Annotated in this window: 15 protein-coding genes and 2 tRNA genes; 10 read left to right on the top strand and 7 right to left on the bottom strand. The window is 70.5% G+C overall.

The genetic code is table 11. The features are described 5' to 3' along the window. The first annotated feature begins 104 nt into the window (after positions 1 to 104). The 3 genes from Q392_RS09145 to Q392_RS09135 are packed head-to-tail and all read left to right on the top strand — an operon-like array spanning position 105 to position 2,327. Positions 105 to 461, top strand: coding sequence for a hypothetical protein (locus Q392_RS09145; RefSeq protein ID WP_157007849.1), 357 nt, complete (start codon positions 105 to 107; stop codon positions 459 to 461). 10 nt (positions 462 to 471) lie between these two features. After that, a complete protein-coding gene (locus tag Q392_RS09140) occupies positions 472 to 1,533 on the top strand; it encodes a homoserine kinase (RefSeq protein WP_038205143.1) in 1,062 nt (353 codons plus the stop codon). Continuing rightward, a complete protein-coding gene (locus tag Q392_RS09135) occupies positions 1,530 to 2,327 on the top strand; it encodes a BPSS1780 family membrane protein (protein WP_038205140.1) in 798 nt (265 codons plus the stop codon). Before Q392_RS09140 ends, Q392_RS09135 begins: the two co-directional genes overlap by 4 nt. Before the next feature lie 6 nt (positions 2,328 to 2,333). On the opposite strand, the gene Q392_RS09130 is transcribed toward Q392_RS09135, so the two are convergent. Together Q392_RS09130 and azu are read right to left on the bottom strand one after the other, a co-directional pair. Beyond that, complete coding sequence (locus tag Q392_RS09130; RefSeq protein WP_038205137.1) at positions 2,334 to 4,736, bottom strand: UvrD-helicase domain-containing protein; 2,403 nt, start codon at positions 4,734 to 4,736, stop codon at positions 2,334 to 2,336. A gap of 193 nt (positions 4,737 to 4,929) precedes the next feature. Beyond that, on the bottom strand, positions 4,930 to 5,376 hold the full coding sequence (azu, locus tag Q392_RS09125) for an azurin (protein WP_038205459.1): 447 nt from the start codon (positions 5,374 to 5,376) through the stop codon (positions 4,930 to 4,932). A gap of 363 nt (positions 5,377 to 5,739) precedes the next feature. Between azu and Q392_RS09120 the strand changes: the two genes are divergently transcribed. Next, positions 5,740 to 6,717 carry a GMP reductase gene (locus Q392_RS09120; protein WP_038205134.1) on the top strand — a complete coding sequence of 326 codons (978 nt, stop codon included), beginning with the start codon at positions 5,740 to 5,742 and terminating at the stop codon, positions 6,715 to 6,717. A gap of 58 nt (positions 6,718 to 6,775) precedes the next feature. Beyond that, positions 6,776 to 6,851, top strand: a tRNA-Ala gene (locus Q392_RS09115). 51 nt (positions 6,852 to 6,902) lie between these two features. Here the strand turns inward: Q392_RS09115 and Q392_RS09110 are convergent. Next, the gene (locus Q392_RS09110; protein WP_038205131.1) at positions 6,903 to 7,613 is read right to left on the bottom strand and encodes an SDR family NAD(P)-dependent oxidoreductase; all 711 of its coding nucleotides are present in this window, start codon (positions 7,611 to 7,613) and stop codon (positions 6,903 to 6,905) included. Between the two features lie 129 nt (positions 7,614 to 7,742). Between Q392_RS09110 and Q392_RS09105 the strand changes: the two genes are divergently transcribed. Together Q392_RS09105 and Q392_RS09100 are read left to right on the top strand one after the other, a co-directional pair. Then, positions 7,743 to 7,818, top strand: a tRNA-Lys gene (locus tag Q392_RS09105). Positions 7,819 to 8,075: 257 nt separating this feature from the next. Further along, a complete protein-coding gene (locus tag Q392_RS09100) occupies positions 8,076 to 8,462 on the top strand; it encodes an RcnB family protein (RefSeq protein WP_038205126.1) in 387 nt (128 codons plus the stop codon). Positions 8,463 to 8,491: 29 nt separating this feature from the next. On the opposite strand, the gene Q392_RS09095 is transcribed toward Q392_RS09100, so the two are convergent. The 3 genes from Q392_RS09095 to Q392_RS09085 form a co-directional block, all read right to left on the bottom strand. Further along, positions 8,492 to 9,409 carry an SMP-30/gluconolactonase/LRE family protein gene (locus Q392_RS09095; protein WP_038205123.1) on the bottom strand — a complete coding sequence of 306 codons (918 nt, stop codon included), beginning with the start codon at positions 9,407 to 9,409 and terminating at the stop codon, positions 8,492 to 8,494. 74 nt (positions 9,410 to 9,483) lie between these two features. Beyond that, the gene (locus Q392_RS09090; protein ID WP_051953140.1) at positions 9,484 to 10,455 is read right to left on the bottom strand and encodes a Bug family tripartite tricarboxylate transporter substrate binding protein; all 972 of its coding nucleotides are present in this window, start codon (positions 10,453 to 10,455) and stop codon (positions 9,484 to 9,486) included. A gap of 123 nt (positions 10,456 to 10,578) precedes the next feature. Further along, positions 10,579 to 11,595: a LacI family DNA-binding transcriptional regulator gene (locus Q392_RS09085; RefSeq protein WP_038205120.1), complete on the bottom strand. Its 1,017-nt coding sequence runs from the start codon at positions 11,593 to 11,595 to the stop codon at positions 10,579 to 10,581. A 169-nt stretch (positions 11,596 to 11,764) separates the two neighbouring features. Here Q392_RS09085 and Q392_RS09080 point away from each other — a divergent pair, with 169 nt between their 5' ends. Then, a complete protein-coding gene (locus Q392_RS09080) occupies positions 11,765 to 12,100 on the top strand; it encodes an antibiotic biosynthesis monooxygenase family protein (RefSeq protein ID WP_169748291.1) in 336 nt (111 codons plus the stop codon). A 181-nt stretch (positions 12,101 to 12,281) separates the two neighbouring features. Here the strand turns inward: Q392_RS09080 and Q392_RS09070 are convergent, their stop codons facing one another. Continuing rightward, entirely contained in the window at positions 12,282 to 13,499 is a 1,218-nt protein-coding gene (locus Q392_RS09070) for an NAD(P)/FAD-dependent oxidoreductase (protein ID WP_038205099.1), read from the bottom strand. Between the two features lie 211 nt (positions 13,500 to 13,710). On the opposite strand from Q392_RS09070, the gene Q392_RS09065 reads away from it, so the two are divergent. Then, on the top strand, positions 13,711 to 15,357 hold the full coding sequence (locus tag Q392_RS09065; protein ID WP_038205097.1) for a thiamine pyrophosphate-binding protein: 1,647 nt from the start codon (positions 13,711 to 13,713) through the stop codon (positions 15,355 to 15,357). Positions 15,358 to 15,383: 26 nt separating this feature from the next. Next, entirely contained in the window at positions 15,384 to 15,878 is a 495-nt protein-coding gene (locus Q392_RS09060) for an aromatic-ring-hydroxylating dioxygenase subunit beta (protein ID WP_038205440.1), read from the top strand. Positions 15,879 to 15,884: the final 6 nt, after the last annotated feature.

Here is a 15,884-nt window from a genome sequence, read left to right as displayed (position 1 = left end):
GCGGAAAAAACCATTGTGCCCGCCCGGCGCGAAGGCCCATTCGGCGCCCGGGAGGCGGCAGCGGCCGACAGCGCGCGCGCAGGCCCCCACCTACAATGCCGGGCATGACCCGCACGCACCTCTTCGCCCCCCTGCACGCCGCGCTGCTGGCGGCGGGTTGCGCCCTGGCCCCGGCCCTGCTCCATGCCCAGCCCGCGCCGGCCCCCGCCGAGGCGCAGCCGGCGCAGGGCGAGCCGCTGGACGGGCGCCGCAACCAGAAGATCGAGCACATCACGGTCGAGGACAAGGGCGCCCGCGTGGAGGAGCTTCGCTACGGCGGCGTCACCCAGAACATCACCGTGCAGCCGAAGAACAACATGCCCTCCTACGAGGTCATGCCGGCCGACCCGTCGCGCCAGGGCAGCGCCGCCACCGGCGGCGGCGACAAGGGCCCGCGGGTCTGGAACGTGCTGAAGTTCTGACGGCCGCACCGTGGCGGTCTTCACCGAAGTCGGCGCCGAAGAGGCCGGCGCCCTCATGCGCCGGCTGGGCCTGGGCGAGCTGCAGTCGCTGCGCGGCATCGAGGGCGGCATCGAGAACACCAACTACTTCGCCAGCACCGACCAGGGCGAATGGGTGCTGACGCTGTTCGAGCGCCTGCATGCCGACCAACTGCCCTACTACCTGTGCCTGATGAAGCACCTGGCCGAGCGCGGCCTGCCGGTGCCCGAGCCCGCGGCCGACCCGACCCAGGCGGCCCCCGCCGCCGACGCGCATCCGCTGGAAGTGACGGCCAACGCCCCCTGCGCCCTGTTGCACACCGTGGCCGGCAAGCCCGCCGCCGTGGTCCGCCGGCTGGCCGGCCACAGCGAGCTGGCGCCGGGCGAGCACCACTGCCGCGAGCTCGGCGCCCTGCTGGCGCGCATGCACCTGGCAGCGCGCGACTTCCCGCGCATCCAGCCCAACCTGCGCGGCCTGGCCTGGTGGAACGAAACCGCTCCGGTGGTCATGCCCCACCTGGACGAACATCAGGCCGCCCTGCTGGCGGGCGAGCTGGCCTACCAGAACCACGTGGCCGCCTCTTCCGCCTATGCCGCTCTGCCGCGCGGGCCGGTGCATGCCGACCTGTTCCGCGACAACGCGATGTTCAGCGAGGGCGCGCCCGGCGAGCCCCCTCGCCTGACCGGCGTGTTCGACTTCTACTTCGCCGGCACCGACACCTGGCTGTTCGACATCGCCGTGTGCCTGAACGACTGGGCGATCGACCTGCCCACCGGCACGCCCGACGCCGCGCGCGGTGCCGCGCTGCTGGACGCCTACCAGTCGGTGCGCCCGCTGACCGCCGCCGAGCGCACGCTGCTGCCCGCCATGCTGCGCGCCGGCGCGCTGCGCTTCTGGATCTCGCGGCTGTGGGACTTCCACCTGCCGCGCGAGGCCAGCATGCTCAAGGCGCACGATCCCGCGCACTTCGAGCGCGTGCTGCGCCGGCGCGCGTGCACGCCGCAGGCGCCCGCGACCACGTGGGTCGCCCCGCAGCCCGCGCTCGCCGCATGAGGCTGCTCGTCGTCGCACCGGGAACGGGCGCCCGATGGGTGCGCGAGGGGCTGTCGGCCTTCCGCCGGCAGCCGATGGCCTTCTTCTCGCTGTTCATGCTGTTCATGTCGGCCATCGCGCTGCTCTCGCGCGTGCCGCTGGTGGGCGGCGCGCTGGCGGTGGCACTGGCGCCGGCCAGCACCCTGGCGATGATGGTCGCGGCCGAGCAGGCCAGCCGCTTGCCGCCCGGGCGCCTCGCGCCCGACGGCCGGCCCGTCTCGGCCGTGCTGTTCATGGCTGCGCTGCGCGCCGTGCGCGACCGCATCCGGCCGCTGGCCATGCTGGGCGCGCTGTATGCGGTGGGCGTGCTGCTGGTCGGCCTGCTGGCCACGGCCATCACCGGCGACCCCTTCGCCTCGGCCTTCGACGACCAGGGCGCGCCCCGGCCGGAGGTGATCCAGAGCGCCGGCTTCCAGGGCGCGCTGCTGCTGCGCATGGTGCTGTACCTGCCGCTGGCGCTCGCCTTCTGGCACGCGCCGGCCCTGGTGCACTGGCATGCGGTGCCGCCGGTCAAGAGCCTGTTCTTCAGCCTCGTGACCTGCCTGCGCAACTTCGGCGCGATGGCGGTCTACGGCATCGTCTGGTTCGGCGTGGTGCTGGCGGCCAGCATCGTGCTGTCGCTGGTCGGCGGCCTGGCGATGGCCGTGGCCGGCGGACTGGGCCTGGCGGTGATGGTCGGCGGCTCCTTCGTCCTGACCGCCATGTTCCTCGGCTCCACCTGGTTCAGCTTCCGCGACTGCTTCCAGGCGGATTGACGAGCTTCACACCGGCGTGAGCTTGGCGACGCTGAGCGCCAGCCACTTCTCGCCGTGCCGGTTGAAGCGGACCTTGGCGCGCGCGTCGTCGCCGCTGCCTTCCAGCGCCAGCAGCGTGCCCTCGCCGAACTTGGTGTGGAACACCTGCTGGCCCACGCGCAGGCCCTGCGGCGTCTGCGCCTGCCGGGGCACCGGCGCCGCCGCGGCGCCGCCGGAAAAGTAGCCGCCGTCGAAGCCGGCGCGCGACGCCCGGCTGCCCATCGAACCCGGGCCGGCGCCGAACTGGCCGAAGCCCGCGTTGCGCGGCGTCAGCCACTTCAGCGCCTCCTCCGGCAGTTCGTCGAAGAAGCGGCTCTTGACGTTGTAGCGCGTCTGGCCGTGCAGCAGCCGCGTCTGCGAATGGCTCAGGTACAGCCGCTTGCGCGCGCGGGTGATGGCGACATACATCAGGCGGCGCTCCTCCTCCAGCCCGTCGAAGTCGCTCATCGCGTTCTCGTGGGGGAACAGGCCCTCTTCCAGGCCGCTGATGAAGACGACGTCGAACTCCAGGCCCTTGGCGGCGTGCACGGTCATCAGCTGCACCGCGTCCTGCCCGGCCTGCGCCTGGTTGTCGCCGGACTCGAGCGCCGCGTGCGTGAGGAAGGCCGCCAGCGGACTGAGCGTCTCGCCGGTCTCGGCATCGGGGACCAGGGCCTCGTCCGTCAGCGGTCGCGAGGGGTCGATGCCCTGGCTGGCCGGGCTCTGGCGCAGTTCGTCCACCGGCAGCGCCACCGCGTCGCGGCCGAAGCCCTCCTGCGTGACGAAGCTCTCGGCCGCGTTGACCAGTTCCTCCAGGTTCTCCAGCCGGTCGGCGCCCTCGCGGTCGGCGCGGTAGTGCTCGACCAGGCCGCTCGAATCCAGCACCTGCTCGATGATCTCCTTGAGCGACAGGCCCTGCGTCTGCTCGCGCAGCACATCGATCTTCGCGACGAAGGCCGCCAGGTTGGCGCCCGCGCGCCCGCTCAGGCCCTCCACCGCCGTGTACAGCGCGAGGCCCCTGGCGCGCGCCGCATCCTGCAACTGCTCCACGCTGCGCGCGCCGATGCCGCGCGGCGGAAAATTCACCACCCGCATGAAGCTGGTGTCGTCGCCCGGGTTCTCCAGCAGGCGCAGGTAGGCCAGCGCATGCTTGATCTCGGCCCGCTCGAAGAAGCGCAGGCCGCCGTAGACGCGGTAGGGCACGGCGGCATTGAACAGCGCCGTCTCCATCACCCGGCTCTGCGCGTTGCTGCGGTAGAGCACGGCGATCTCGCTGCGAGGCACGTCGTCGCGCACCAGCTGGCGGATCTCCTCCACCATCCACTGCGCCTCGGCGAAGTCGCTCGGCGCCTCGTACACGCGCACCGGCTCGCCGGGGCCCTGGTCGGTGCGCAGGTTCTTGCCCAGGCGGTGGCGGTTGTGGCTGATCAGCGCGTTGGCCGAGTCGAGGATGTTGCTGAAGCTGCGGTAGTTGCGCTCCAGCTTGATCTGGTGCGCGACGTCGAACTCGCGCACGAAGTCGCTCATGTTGCCCACGCGCGCGCCGCGGAAGGCGTAGATGCTCTGGTCGTCGTCGCCCACCGCCAGCACGCTGCCGGCGCCGGGGTGGAAGCGGCCCTGCTCGTCGTTGCTGCCCGAGAGCATCTTGATCCACGCGTACTGCAGCCGGTTGGTGTCCTGGAACTCGTCGATCAGGATGTGGCGGAAGCGCCGCTGGTAGTGCTCTCGCACGGGGTCGTTGTCGCGCAGCAGCTCGTAGCTGCGCAGCATCAGCTCGCCGAAGTCCACCACGCCCTCGCGCTGGCACTGCTCCTCGTAGAGCTGGTAGAGCTCGACCTTCTTGCGCTCCTCCTCGCCGCGCGGCTGGATGTCGCGCGGGCGCTGGCCCTCCTCCTTGGCGCCGGCGATGAACCACTGCGTCTGCTTGGCCGGGAAGCGCTCGTCGTCGACGTTGAACTGCTTCATCAGCCGCTTGATGGCCGAGAGCTGGTCCTGCGTGTCGAGGATCTGGAAGCTCTGCGGCAGGCCGGCCAGCTTCCAGTGCGCGCGCAGGAAGCGGTTGCACAGGCCGTGGAAGGTGCCGATCCACATGCCGCGCACGTTGACGGGCAGCATCGCCGTCAGGCGCGTCATCATCTCCTTGGCGGCCTTGTTGGTGAAGGTGACGGCCATCACCCCGCCCGGCGACACCTGCCCGGTGGACAGCAGCCAGGCGATGCGCGTGGTCAGCACCCGCGTCTTGCCCGAGCCGGCGCCGGCGAGGATGAGCGCGTTGCCCGCGGGCAGCGTCACCGCGGCCAGTTGCTCCTCGTTGAGGTTGGCGAGCAGGGGAGAGGAAGAAGCGGAGGAAGCGGCCGCGCTGGGCCCGGCGTCGAAGCCCGGAAGAGACATGCCCGCATTGTAGGAACGCCGGTGCCGCGCACCCACGTCAGCTCACGGCATCAACGACGATGGTGGCGATCAGAAGGCCGCGGAGCAGGCCACGCGGGAACACGCACGGAACCGGCTTTGCCGGGCCGTGGCGTGTGCCCCCTTGAGGGGGTTGGCGCAGCGGAACGAAGTCCGCGGAGACTGGGGGAGTTCCTCAGCTTCCGATTTTGAAGGTGCCCTTCATGATGCCGGAATGGCCCGGGAAGGAGCAGAAGAAGGTGTAGGACTCGCCGGCCTTGAGCTTGGACATGTCCACGGCGACCGAATCGGTCTCGCCGCCGCCGATCACCTTGGTGTGCGCGATCACCCGCGCGTCGCCGGCCTTGAGGTACTGCGCGTTCAGGCCGGCAGGGATGCCGTCGTTGGCCACGGCCTGCACGTCGGCCGTCTTCGTCAGCACCCAGTTGTGGCCCATCGCGGCCTTGGGCAGCTTGCCGACATGCTTGAGCTGCACGTTGAAGGTCTTGCAGCTCTTGGGCGCGACGATCTCCTTCTTGTCGAACTGCATGGCGTCATTGCTCTCGACGGTGATGGCGCAGTCGGCGGCATGGACGGCCACGGAACCGACGGCCAGGAGGGCGGCAACGAAATAGTGCTTCATGAAGGTACTTTCCTTGGGGATGTGCAGCAGGGCTGCGGGCGGGCGGCGCCCGGCACGGCCGGGCCGCCCGATGCAGGCATTCTGGACGGCGGCGCGGGGAGGCGGCATGACCTGGATCAAATCCCGTCGCCCCGGGCGCGTCTTCCACGAACCGGCCATGGCCCTTCCCATATGGCGGCCATATCCACCGGCAGAATCCGCCGGCGCACACGCCTCGCTAGAATCAATCACCGGGCCCAAGTTTTCTTGCGCCCGGTTTTTTGTTGCCGCCCTCCTCCCGCGCGGCACCAAGGCCGGCCAAGCCAAGCGCTCATCCCTCCGAACCGTTCAACGACGTCATTGCGCTCAAAGGAGAGCCTGGCCATGGAAATCTTCGACTACGACAACGTCCTGCTGCTGCCGCGCAAGTGCCGCGTGGAAAGCCGCTCCGAATGCGACGCCAGCGTGGAGCTGGGCGGACGCAGCTTCCGCCTGCCGGTGGTGCCGGCCAACATGAAGACCGTGGTGGACGAGTCCATCTGCCTGTGGCTGGCGAAGAACGGCTACTTCTACGTGATGCACCGCTTCGACCTGGACAACGTCGCCTTCACGCGGCGCATGAAGGAGGCCGGCGTGTTCGCCTCCATCTCGCTGGGCGTCAAGCCGGCCGACTACCGGACGGTGGACCAGCTGGTGGCCGAGGGCCTGGCCCCCGAATACGTGACCATCGACATCGCGCACGGCCACGCCGACAGCGTGAAGAACATGATCGCGTACCTCAAGCAGAAGCTGCCGCAGACCTTCGTCATCGCCGGCAACGTGGGCACGCCCGAGGCGGTGATCGACCTGGAGAACTGGGGCGCCGACGCCACCAAGGTCGGCATCGGGCCCGGCAAGGTGTGCATCACCAAGCTCAAGACCGGCTTCGGCACCGGCGGCTGGCAGCTCTCGGCGCTCAAGTGGTGCGCGCGGGTGGCGACCAAGCCCATCATTGCCGACGGCGGCATCCGCGACCACGGCGACATCGCCAAGAGCATCCGCTTCGGCGCCACGATGGTGATGATCGGCTCGCTGTTCGCAGGCCACGAGGAGTCGCCGGGCAAGACCGTGGAGGTCGACGGCCAGCTGTTCAAGGAGTACTACGGCTCGGCCAGCGACTTCAACAAGGGCGAATACCGCCACGTCGAGGGCAAGCGCATCCTGGAGCCCATCAAGGGCCGGCTGGCCGACACCCTGGTGGAGATGGAACAGGACGTGCAGAGCTCCATCAGCTACGCTGGCGGCAAGCGCCTGATGGACATCCGCAAGGTGAACTACGTCATCCTGGGCGGCGACAACGCCGGCGAGCACCTGCTGATGTGAGCGCCTGGGCCCGGGCGCCACGCGGCCGCCGTTCGTTGTAAAATACGTGGCTCGTTGTGGGGGGGTAGCTCAGCTGGGAGAGCGCCGCGTTCGCAATGCGGAGGTCGGGAGTTCGATCCTCCTCCTCTCCACCACAACCCATCGCATCAGCCCCGCTGCTTCGGCAGCGGGGCTTTTTTCTTGTGTCAGTCCAGCACCAGGTGCTGCCCGTGCAGCGCCTGCGCGCCGCCGCCGGCCAGGAAGGCGATGGTCTGCGCGGCCACCGTGGTGGACACCCATTCCGCCGGGTTCGCATCGGGCATCGCCTGGCGGTTGGCCGGCGTGTCGAGCACGCTGGGCGCGATGCTGTTGACGCGGATGCCGTGCGGGGCCAGTTCCGCCGCCGCGCTTTCCACCAGCCGCTGCAGCGCGCTCTTGGAAGCGCAATAGGCGGCCATGTGCGCGACACCCCGGCTGGCGGACTTCGCGCTCACCGCCACGAAGGCACCTGCGCCGCGCTCGATCATCGCCGGCGCGAAGGCCTGCGTGACGGCGACGAAGGACCAGGCGTTGAGGTCCATCATCCTGTCCCACGCGGCGCGGTCCAGCGCGTGCACCGGCTCGCCCATCTCGAAGCCGCCGGCGATGTGGACGACGACGTCGACCGTGCCGAAGGTCCTGAGGATCTGGGCGGCCGCCTCCGCGACCGAGCCGGCCGATGAGACATCGGCCGGCAGCAGCAGGTGGGGCGAGTTCTCCAGCCCGGGGAAGGCGTGGTGCAAGTGCGCCGCATCGCGGTCCAGCAAGGCCACGCGCGCGCCCTGATCGAGGAAGTGCTGCGTCACCGCGCGCCCGAGCGCGCCGGCGGCGCCGGTGATGACGATCTGCGGTGCTGCCGCTGCGGGGGTGTCGGGCATGAGGGGCTCCTTCGTTGGCGTCGACTTCATCCGATGCGGCCGGGGGCGCTGGCACCACGGTCCGAATCTGACATATAATCATTGTCTTGCCTGAAAACGCCGCCTTGCATCGCAAACGGCACAGGGCGGGGGCTCTTAGCTCAGTTGGTAGAGCAGCGGACTCTTAATCCGTAGGTCGAGTGTTCGAGTCACTCAGGGCCCACCAAGTCTACAAAGGAAAGCCTGCTATCGATTCGGTAGCAGGCTTTTTTCTTTGCGTCGGTTCGATGCACAGCACAAGCCGTCCGGTCCGGCACCACCGGAAACGTGTGGCTGCGGCTACATGGCATGACCGGACCACGCCGCGCGTGAAATCCTCCCGGGGGTTTACACAGTCTTTGCCGCTGCGATGGTTCGCATGCACAAGCCGTGCAGGACACGACCACTACGCTGACTCCACTGACCTTTCAAAGGAGAAAGCGCATGAAGTTCTCGAAGCTCACCACCGTCGCACTGGCCGCCTCCCTGGGCCTGGCCTCGATCGCCAGCGCGCAGCCCTTCCCCGGTCCGGGCCAGCGGTTCGGGCACGGCCCGCAACAGCACCAGCCGATGCGCCAGCACGGTCCCTCGTGGCAGACGCACGACCGGTACGCCCCCGGCATGGCGCGGGGCGCCGGTCCGCAGCACCGCCTCCACCGGGGCCAGCGGCTGCCGTCCGAATGGCGCCAGCGCCAGCATGTCGTGACGGACTGGCGCGCCCGCCACCTGGCGCCGCCGCCCCGCGGCCAGCAGTGGGTGCAGGTCGGCACCGACTTCGCGCTGGTGGCCGTGGCCACCGGGCTGATCACATCCCTGCTGCTGAACAACTGAGCGGCGCGGATCGCGACGCCTCGTCACCTTCACGCATTGAAGTTGAGCGCCAGCCCGCCCTCCGGCCACGGCATGGATGCCAACTCGCCGCGCCCCGCGAAGGTCATGTAGGCGGTGCGCAGGTCGGGCCCGCCGAAGCAGATGTTGGTGACATGCGTGTCGGGCACCTTCACCTGCCGCAGCACCTCGCCACCGGGCGCGATGACGGTGATGTGTCCCGTCGTCAGCGTGGCCACGCAGATGTTGCCGCGCGCATCCACCGCCATGCTGTCGAAGCCCTGGTAGCCCGCCAGCCCGCAGACCAGGCGGCCGCCGTGCGGCGCCGGGCCGGACTGCCTGCGGATCTCGCCGGGCCCGGCGACGTCGAAGGCCCACAGCCGCGCGGTGTCGGTCTCGGCGACGTAGACGGTGCGGCCATCGGGCGACAGCGCCACCCCGTTGGGCTGCTGCAGGTGGTAGGCGAGCTGGCGGATCTCGGAGCCATCGGGCCGCGCGTAGTACAGCGCGCCGTGCATCCGGTGCGTGGGGTGCTTCTTTCCCATGTCGGTGAAGTAGAAGCCGCCCTCGCGATCGAAGACGAGGTCGTTCGGCGCCGACAGCCGCGTGCCCTCGTGGCTGTCGTACAGCGTCGCCACCCGGCCGGTGGCCAGGTCCACGCGCTGGATCGAGCCGCCGGTGTAGTCGGCCGCCGGGCCGGCGGACAGCACCTGCCCGGGCCGGTAGCTGGCGCCCCCGTTGTTGCACACGTACAGCGCACCGTCGGGGCCGATGGCCGCGCCGTTGGGTCCACCGCCGCAGTCGGCCACCAGCGTCACCGTGCGGTCCGGCGCCACGCGCCGGATCGTGCGGCCACGGATCTCCACGACCAGGACCGAACCGTCGCGCAGGGCGACGGGTCCTTCCGGAAACTGCAGGCCCTGCGCGATGACCTCGATGCCATCTGCCATGGCTGCTCCTTCAAAAAAATGCATTGCACTGATCATGCCGGCACGCGCCGCGACGCCGTCCGGCCGCCGTGGCCTCAATCGGCGACGAGCTTCCCGCGCGCGATCACCTGCTTCCAGCGCGCGTGCTCGGAAGCCACGAAGCGGCCGAACTCCTCCGGCGTGGTGGTGATGATCTCGGCGCCCTGCTCGCGCATCTTGGCGACCATGTCGGGCTGCTTCATGATCTCGTTGAGCGTGGCATTGAGCTTGTTCACGATCGCCGGCGGCGTGCGCGCGGGCGCCGCGATGCCGAGCCATCCGCTCACCGCGTAGCCGGGCACGCCGGCCTCGGCCACCGTCGGCACGTCGGGCAGCGAGGGCAGGCGCTTGCTGCCGCTCACCGCCAGCGCGCGGATGCGCTTGCCCTCGAGATGCGGCTGCGTCAGCAGCGGATCGCTGAAGGCCAGGTCGATGTAGCCGCCCATCAGGTCGTTCAGGGCCGGCGCCGCGCCCTTGTACGGCGCATGGACCAGGTCGATGTCCGCCATCTGCGCGAACTGCACCATCGCCATGTGCGGCGAGCCGCCTGCTCCGGGGGAACCGAAACTGAGCTTGCCGGGATGCGCCTTGGCATAGGCGATCAGCTCCTTCACGTCGTTCACCGGCAGTGCCGCCTTGACCACCAGCAGGTTGGAGAACGACACCAGCCGTGCCACGGCCACGAAGTCCTTGAGCGGGTCGTAGTGCACGTTCCTGTAGAGCGAGGCGTTGATCGCCAGCGCGCCGATCGTGCCCATCATCAGCGTGTAGCCGTCGGGCGGCGCGGCGGCCACGTACTCTGCCGCGATGTTGCCGTTGGCGCCGGGACGGGGCTCGACCACCACCGGCTGGCCCAGCGCCTGCTGCATCTTCTCGGCCACCAGGCGCGACAGGATGTCCGAGGCGCCGCCGGCCGCGCTGGCGACGACGATCTTGATCGGCTTGGCCGGATAGTCCTGCCCGGCCGCGGGCACGGCAGGCAGCGCGAGGGCCACCAGGGTGGCGAAACCGCAGAACAGGCGGATCACGGGGCGTCTCCTTGTCGTGGGCAGGCACGGCATCGAAGTGCTCTGCTGCCTTTATGTTACCGGTCACATAGTCTAGTTCGGGCCGGCGCACAAGGTCAAGCACCGAGGCCCGGAAGACCCTGCTCAGGTGCTGCCGCGGCGCACCACCGAGAAGCCCACGTCCTGCACCACCGGCCCGCTCTGCCGTCCGAGCGCGCGCTCGATCACGATCCTCGCGGCGCGCACGCCGATGTCGTAGCGCGGGTACTGGATCGCGGTGACGCCGGGCACCATGTTCTGGATGAGTTCGCCGTCGTCCGAGTTCGCGATCGCGATCCCGGCGGGGATCGGAATGCCCCGGCGCTGGCATTCGAAGACCGCGCCGGCGGCGAGCACGTCACCCGCAAAGAGCACGGCCTGCGTCCGCGGCGCGGTCTCGAGGATGGTCGACAGCGCGCGGGCGCCGCCCTGCATGCCGGGCTCGACCTCCAGCCGCAGCGCCGGCGGGACCACGATGCCTGCCTTGCGCAACCCCGTGACGAAGCCCTGGCGCAGTGCCCGGATGCGTTCCCGGTTCTTCACCGGCAGGCTGGCGAAGGCGATGCGCGTGTAGCCGGCCTCCACGAAGTGCGCCGCCATCGCCGCGCCGGCAGCGGCGTTGGAATAGCTCACCACCGAATCGACCGGCTGGCGGGTGAGGTCGCCGGTCTCCACGCAGGCGATGCCCGCCCCGGCCAGGATGCGCAGCGCCGCCTCGCTGTGGCGGGTGTTGTGCAGGATGATGCCGCACACGCGCTGCGCGACATAGCCACGGATCTGCGCTTCCTCCAGCGCCATCGAGTTGCCGCAGTCGGAGATCATGAGCTGGAAGTGGTGCTGCCGCAGCGCATCCGAGATGCCCTGGATCATCTCCGCGTGGATGGCCGTGCGCAGGCTGGGCACCACCAGCGCGACCTGGGTCGTCTTGTTGGAAGACAGGCTGCCGGCGACGCGGTTGGGCACGTAGCCCAACTCGTCGATCACCGCCCGGATGCGTTCGAGCACCGCATCGGACACGGCCCCCGGGTCCCGGAGCGCCCGCGAGACCGTCATCGCGGACACGCCTGCCAGGCTGCCGACCAGCTTCATCGACAACCCGGGTTCCGTCTTCTTCCTTCCCACGCCAATCCTCGTCGTGTTGATGTCGTGCGCGCTGCCTTCCTCCGTGGCCGACGCGGGCGCGGGGCGATTCTGCCTTCGATCGACCGCAGTGCGCCGGGCCCGGCAGCAGACACATGGAACTGATAGCGGTATCATTTTCCTTTCCCACCTGATGGAGGAAGACATCGAAATGACCGAATGCATCGTGTTGATCCGCCGCTTCGTCAAGCCGGAACGCGCCTCCGAGTACGAGGCCTGGGTTGCCCGCCAGCCGGCGGTGACGGCGGAAGGCTTCATCGGCAAGACGCTCACGCGCGTGGATGCGCACGCCGAACTGCCTGCCGGCCTCAACAGCTTCCATCTCGCGGGCAATCCCGGCTGCGTGACCTTCGTGATGGTGGAACGCTGGGCCTCGCTGGCGCACTTCAAGGCCTACGTGCCGCGCGCGAGCACGGCGGACCAGGACGAGTTCGAGCTGTGGCCGCGCCAGCGCGCCGTGCTGACGGTGTGCAGCGCGGCGGACTGAAAGGCTGCGGATGGATGCGCGCCGGCGGCTGTTGCGCTTCCTGGCGCGCTGCGTGCGGCTCGCCCGGGCCGGGCTCGCGGCGGAGGCGCAGTCGTGGGAGGGGGTGGCTCCCCAGGGCGAGCCGCAGGCCAGCGAGCGCCCGCCGGAGCAGCGCCGCGCCGGGGAAGCGTCCGCGCCGCCTTCACGGCGCTGAGTTCGCGATCCTGTCCAGCGGCGAGGACGGGTCCTGCAGCAGCGCGCCGTCCACGCGTGCGCGGCGGGCGATCAGCTGCTTAAGATGGCGCATCAGGCGCCCCTGGTTGATGGTGGCGCCACCCACCACGATGCCGTCCTGCCGATAGAACACCATTGACGGCCGCGCGCCCGGGTCGCCGCGCCACAGCACCTCGTCCCAGCCCAGCGGCGCGCCCGCCGACTGGAAGTTGATGCCGTGCTGGTCGGTCCAGAACCACGGTACCTCGGCATGGGGCTGGTCGCCGCCGGCCATCGCCCGGGCGACGGCGATCGCCTGGTTCTGGGCGTTCTGCCAGGTCTCCAGCCGCAGGTGCCGGCCCAGCAGCGGGTTGAAGTGGGAGGTGACGTCGCCGGCCGCGTAGATGGCCGGGTCGCTGGTGCGGCCGTATTCGTCCGTACGGACGCCGTTGTCCACCGCCAGCCCGGCCGCAGCCGCCAGTTCGGTGTTCGGCACCGAGCCGATGCCTGCCACCACCGCATCGCCCTGCCATTCGAAGCCGTCGGCCGTGAAGGCGACCAGGCCCCGGCCATCGGGGCCGCGCGCGATGCGGGTGAGCACCGTATCCATGCGCAGCATCGCGCCGAAGGAGCGGTGCAGTTCGGCGAACATCGTTCCGACCGAGGCCGGCGCCACGCGGCCCAGCGGATGCGCCGCGGCCTCGATCACCGTCACCTCGCAGCCGCGCTCGCGCGCCACGGCCGCCACCTCCAGCCCGATGAAGCCCGCGCCGACCACCAGCAGCCGCGCCCCGGGCCACAGCCGCTCGCGCAGCGCCAGCGCGTCCGCGATGGTCCGCACCGCGTGCACGCCGGGCAGGTCCGCGCCTTCCACCGTCAGCGGACGCGCTCGCGCGCCGGTGGTCAGCAGCAGCCGGTCGTAGGCGACCGAGCGGCCGTCGGCCAGCAGCACGCGCGCGGCCTTCCTGTCGATGGCGTCGGCGCGCTGCCCCAGCAGCAGCTCGATGCCCTGCTGCGCATACCAGTCCTGCGGCCGCACCCAGAGGCTGTCGAGCGCGGCCTTGCCCGAGAGCAGGTCCTTCGACAACGGCGGCCGCTCGTAGGGCGGAGAGGGCTCCTCGCCGATGAGAACGATGCGCCCGCCGAAGCCGCTCTCGCGCAGCGCCTCGATGGCCCTGCCCGCGGCATGACCGCCACCGACGACCACGAATGTCTTGTCGCCACCTTGCTTATGTGTTAGCGTTACCATAGATTCGATGTTATTGACCACTGATGTGCGCGTCAACCGGCCGCATCGGTGGCTTGTAAATCCGAATGGTATCGATACCATATTCCCGAGACATGCATGCACTCGCGAGGCGCCGCGCCGGCACGGCAGCGGCCCGCAACGCGTTCACCACCCCGAAGGATTCCTCACGATGACCAGCCCCTCCCCGTCCGGCGCGTCCGCCGGCGCCACGCTCGGCGGCGCCGCCGCGCTCGCTGCGCAGTTCAAGGCACGCGGCGTCACCCACATCTACGGTGTTCCGGGCGGCGACTGCAGCCTGGACGTCATCGCGGCCGCGGAAGCGGTGGGCATCCGCTTCGTGCTCGCGCGCAGCGAGAACGCGGCGGCGATGATGGCGGCCGCGGCCTACCAGGTCACGGGCCGGCTCGGCGTGGTGCTGACCACGCGCGGCCCGGGGCTCGCGAACGGCGTGAACGGCGTGGCCTGCGCCATGCTCGACCGCTGCGGCATCGTGGTCATCAGCGATGGCTACGAGAACGAGCAGGCCTTCGTGAGCCACCAGCGTTTCGACCAGCAGCGCGTGCTGGAGCCGGTGGTGAAGGGCTCGCTGCGCATCGACGCGCCGGCCGCGCTGCCGGCGCTGGGGCCCCTGCTCGACCTCGCGGTCGCCCGGCCCGCCGGCCCGGTCTACCTCGAGGTCACGGGCCAGGGCCTGCGCAACCAGGTGCCCGCACTGTCGGTGCCGGTCTCGCCGGCCGCGCCCGTGCCGTTGCCCCATGCGCCCGTGCCCTCAATCGAGGCGGCGCACCGGCTGCTGGCGACGGCCCGGCGGCCGGTGATCGTCGCCGGGCTGCAGACGCGCGAGCCGGGCGCGGCGGAGGCGCTGCGCGCGCTCGCCGCGCGCTGGCACTGTCCGGTGTTCACCACCTACATGGGCAAGGGCGCGATCGCCGATGCCGACGCGCTCTCGATGGGCCACTTCATGGCCGGCGGGGCCGAGGCCGAGACCTTCAACGCGGCCGACCTGATCCTCACCTTCGGCACCGACCCGATCGAGCTGCTGCCCAAGCCCTGGCGCTATCCCGCCGCCGTGGTCGAGCTGAGCGCCAGCCCCTTCCCGCGCAACCACTGGATCCCCGCGGTGGCGTTGATCGGCGACCTCGCGCATTCGGCCGGCGAACTGGCGCGGGACCTGCCGCGCAGCGCCTGGCAGCCGCAGGAGCTGGCGGCCCTGAAGGCCCACATGCGCGAGCGCGCCACCACGCTGAAGGACGGCGCGATCACGCCCACGCTGCTGGCCCGCACCGCCTGCAGCCTGCTGCCCCGCGAGGCGCGCGCCAGCGTGGACGCCGGCGCCCACATGCTGCCGGTCCTGGCCTTCCTGGAGGCGCGCAACCCGGGCGACGTGCTGATCTCGCGCGGCCTGGCCACCATGGCCTACGCCCTGCCCTCGGCCATCGGCGCCGCACTGGCGGATCCGCAGCGTCCGGTGGTGGCCTTCACCGGCGACGGCGGCCTGATGATGTGCGCCGGCGAGCTCGCCACCGCCGCCCAGGCCGGCTGCAGGCTGGTGGTGCTGGTGTTCAACGACTCGGCCATCGCGATGATCGGCGTCAAGCAGAAGCAGCGCGGCTTCGAGCGCCAGGGCATGGACTACTCGGCCAGCGACTTCGCGCAGGTGGCGCGCGGCTTCGGCTGCGAGGGCTGGCGCGTGACCGAGGCCGCCGAGCTCGCCCCGGCCATCGAGAAGGCGCTGGCCTGCGAGCGCCCCTGCGTGCTCGACGTGGTGGTCGATCCCGAGACCTACGACGCCCAGCTGCGCTCCCTGCGCGGCTGAATCCCGAAGAGACGAGACGCATGGACATGACACACCCCCCGACGGCGGCCCATGCCGCCCTGCGCGCCGAGCTGCGCGACCTCAACGACGACTACGCCGCGTCGCTCGACGAGCTCGACTTCGCGCGCTGGACCGCCTTCTTCACCGACGACTGCCTCTACCGGGTGGTGTCGCTGGAGAACTTCCAGGCGAAGCTGCCGCTGTCCACCATCGCCTGCCAGGGCCAGGGCTCGCTGCGCGACCGGGCGGCGGCCATCCGCGAGACCGCGGTGTTCGAGCCGCGCACCGTGCGGCGCATGGTCAGCGGCGTGCGCGTCAATGCGCTGCATGAGGACGGCAGCGTCGAGGCCCAGGCCAGCTTCGCCGTCTTCGAGTCGCTCTCCGACCGCGAGCCGCACCTTTTCATGGTGGGCCGCTACCTCGATCGCCTGGTGCGCCAGGACGGCCGCCTGCTGCTGCGCGAGCGCGTGTGCGTGTTCGACAACTACCGCGTGCGCACTTCCCTCGTCTATCCCCTGTGAGATCCC

Origin of the sequence: Xenophilus azovorans DSM 13620, assembly GCF_000745855.1 — a bacterium.
Taxonomy (GTDB): domain Bacteria; phylum Pseudomonadota; class Gammaproteobacteria; order Burkholderiales; family Burkholderiaceae_C; genus Xenophilus; species Xenophilus azovorans.
Note: the sequence above shows the minus strand (reverse complement) of the source record. Positions and strands in the feature narration are given on the sequence as shown.

Bases quoted from the DNA above. Each gene is read 5' to 3' on its own strand.
- Q392_RS09145 (WP_157007849.1), top strand. From the start codon at position 105: ATGACCCGCACGCACCTCTTCGCCCCCCTGCACGCCGCGCTGCTGGCG.
- Q392_RS09135 (WP_038205140.1), top strand. From the start codon at position 1,530: ATGAGGCTGCTCGTCGTCGCACCGGGAACGGGCGCCCGATGGGTGCGC.
- Q392_RS09130 (WP_038205137.1), bottom strand. From the start codon at position 4,736: ATGTCTCTTCCGGGCTTCGACGCCGGGCCCAGCGCGGCCGCTTCCTCC.
- azu (WP_038205459.1), bottom strand. From the start codon at position 5,376: ATGAAGCACTATTTCGTTGCCGCCCTCCTGGCCGTCGGTTCCGTGGCC.
- Q392_RS09120 (WP_038205134.1), top strand. From the start codon at position 5,740: ATGGAAATCTTCGACTACGACAACGTCCTGCTGCTGCCGCGCAAGTGC.
- Q392_RS09110 (WP_038205131.1), bottom strand. From the start codon at position 7,613: ATGCCCGACACCCCCGCAGCGGCAGCACCGCAGATCGTCATCACCGGC.
- Q392_RS09100 (WP_038205126.1), top strand. From the start codon at position 8,076: ATGAAGTTCTCGAAGCTCACCACCGTCGCACTGGCCGCCTCCCTGGGC.
- Q392_RS09095 (WP_038205123.1), bottom strand. From the start codon at position 9,409: ATGGCAGATGGCATCGAGGTCATCGCGCAGGGCCTGCAGTTTCCGGAA.
- Q392_RS09080 (WP_169748291.1), top strand. From the start codon at position 11,765: ATGACCGAATGCATCGTGTTGATCCGCCGCTTCGTCAAGCCGGAACGC.
- Q392_RS09065 (WP_038205097.1), top strand. From the start codon at position 13,711: ATGACCAGCCCCTCCCCGTCCGGCGCGTCCGCCGGCGCCACGCTCGGC.
- Q392_RS09060 (WP_038205440.1), top strand. From the start codon at position 15,384: ATGACACACCCCCCGACGGCGGCCCATGCCGCCCTGCGCGCCGAGCTG.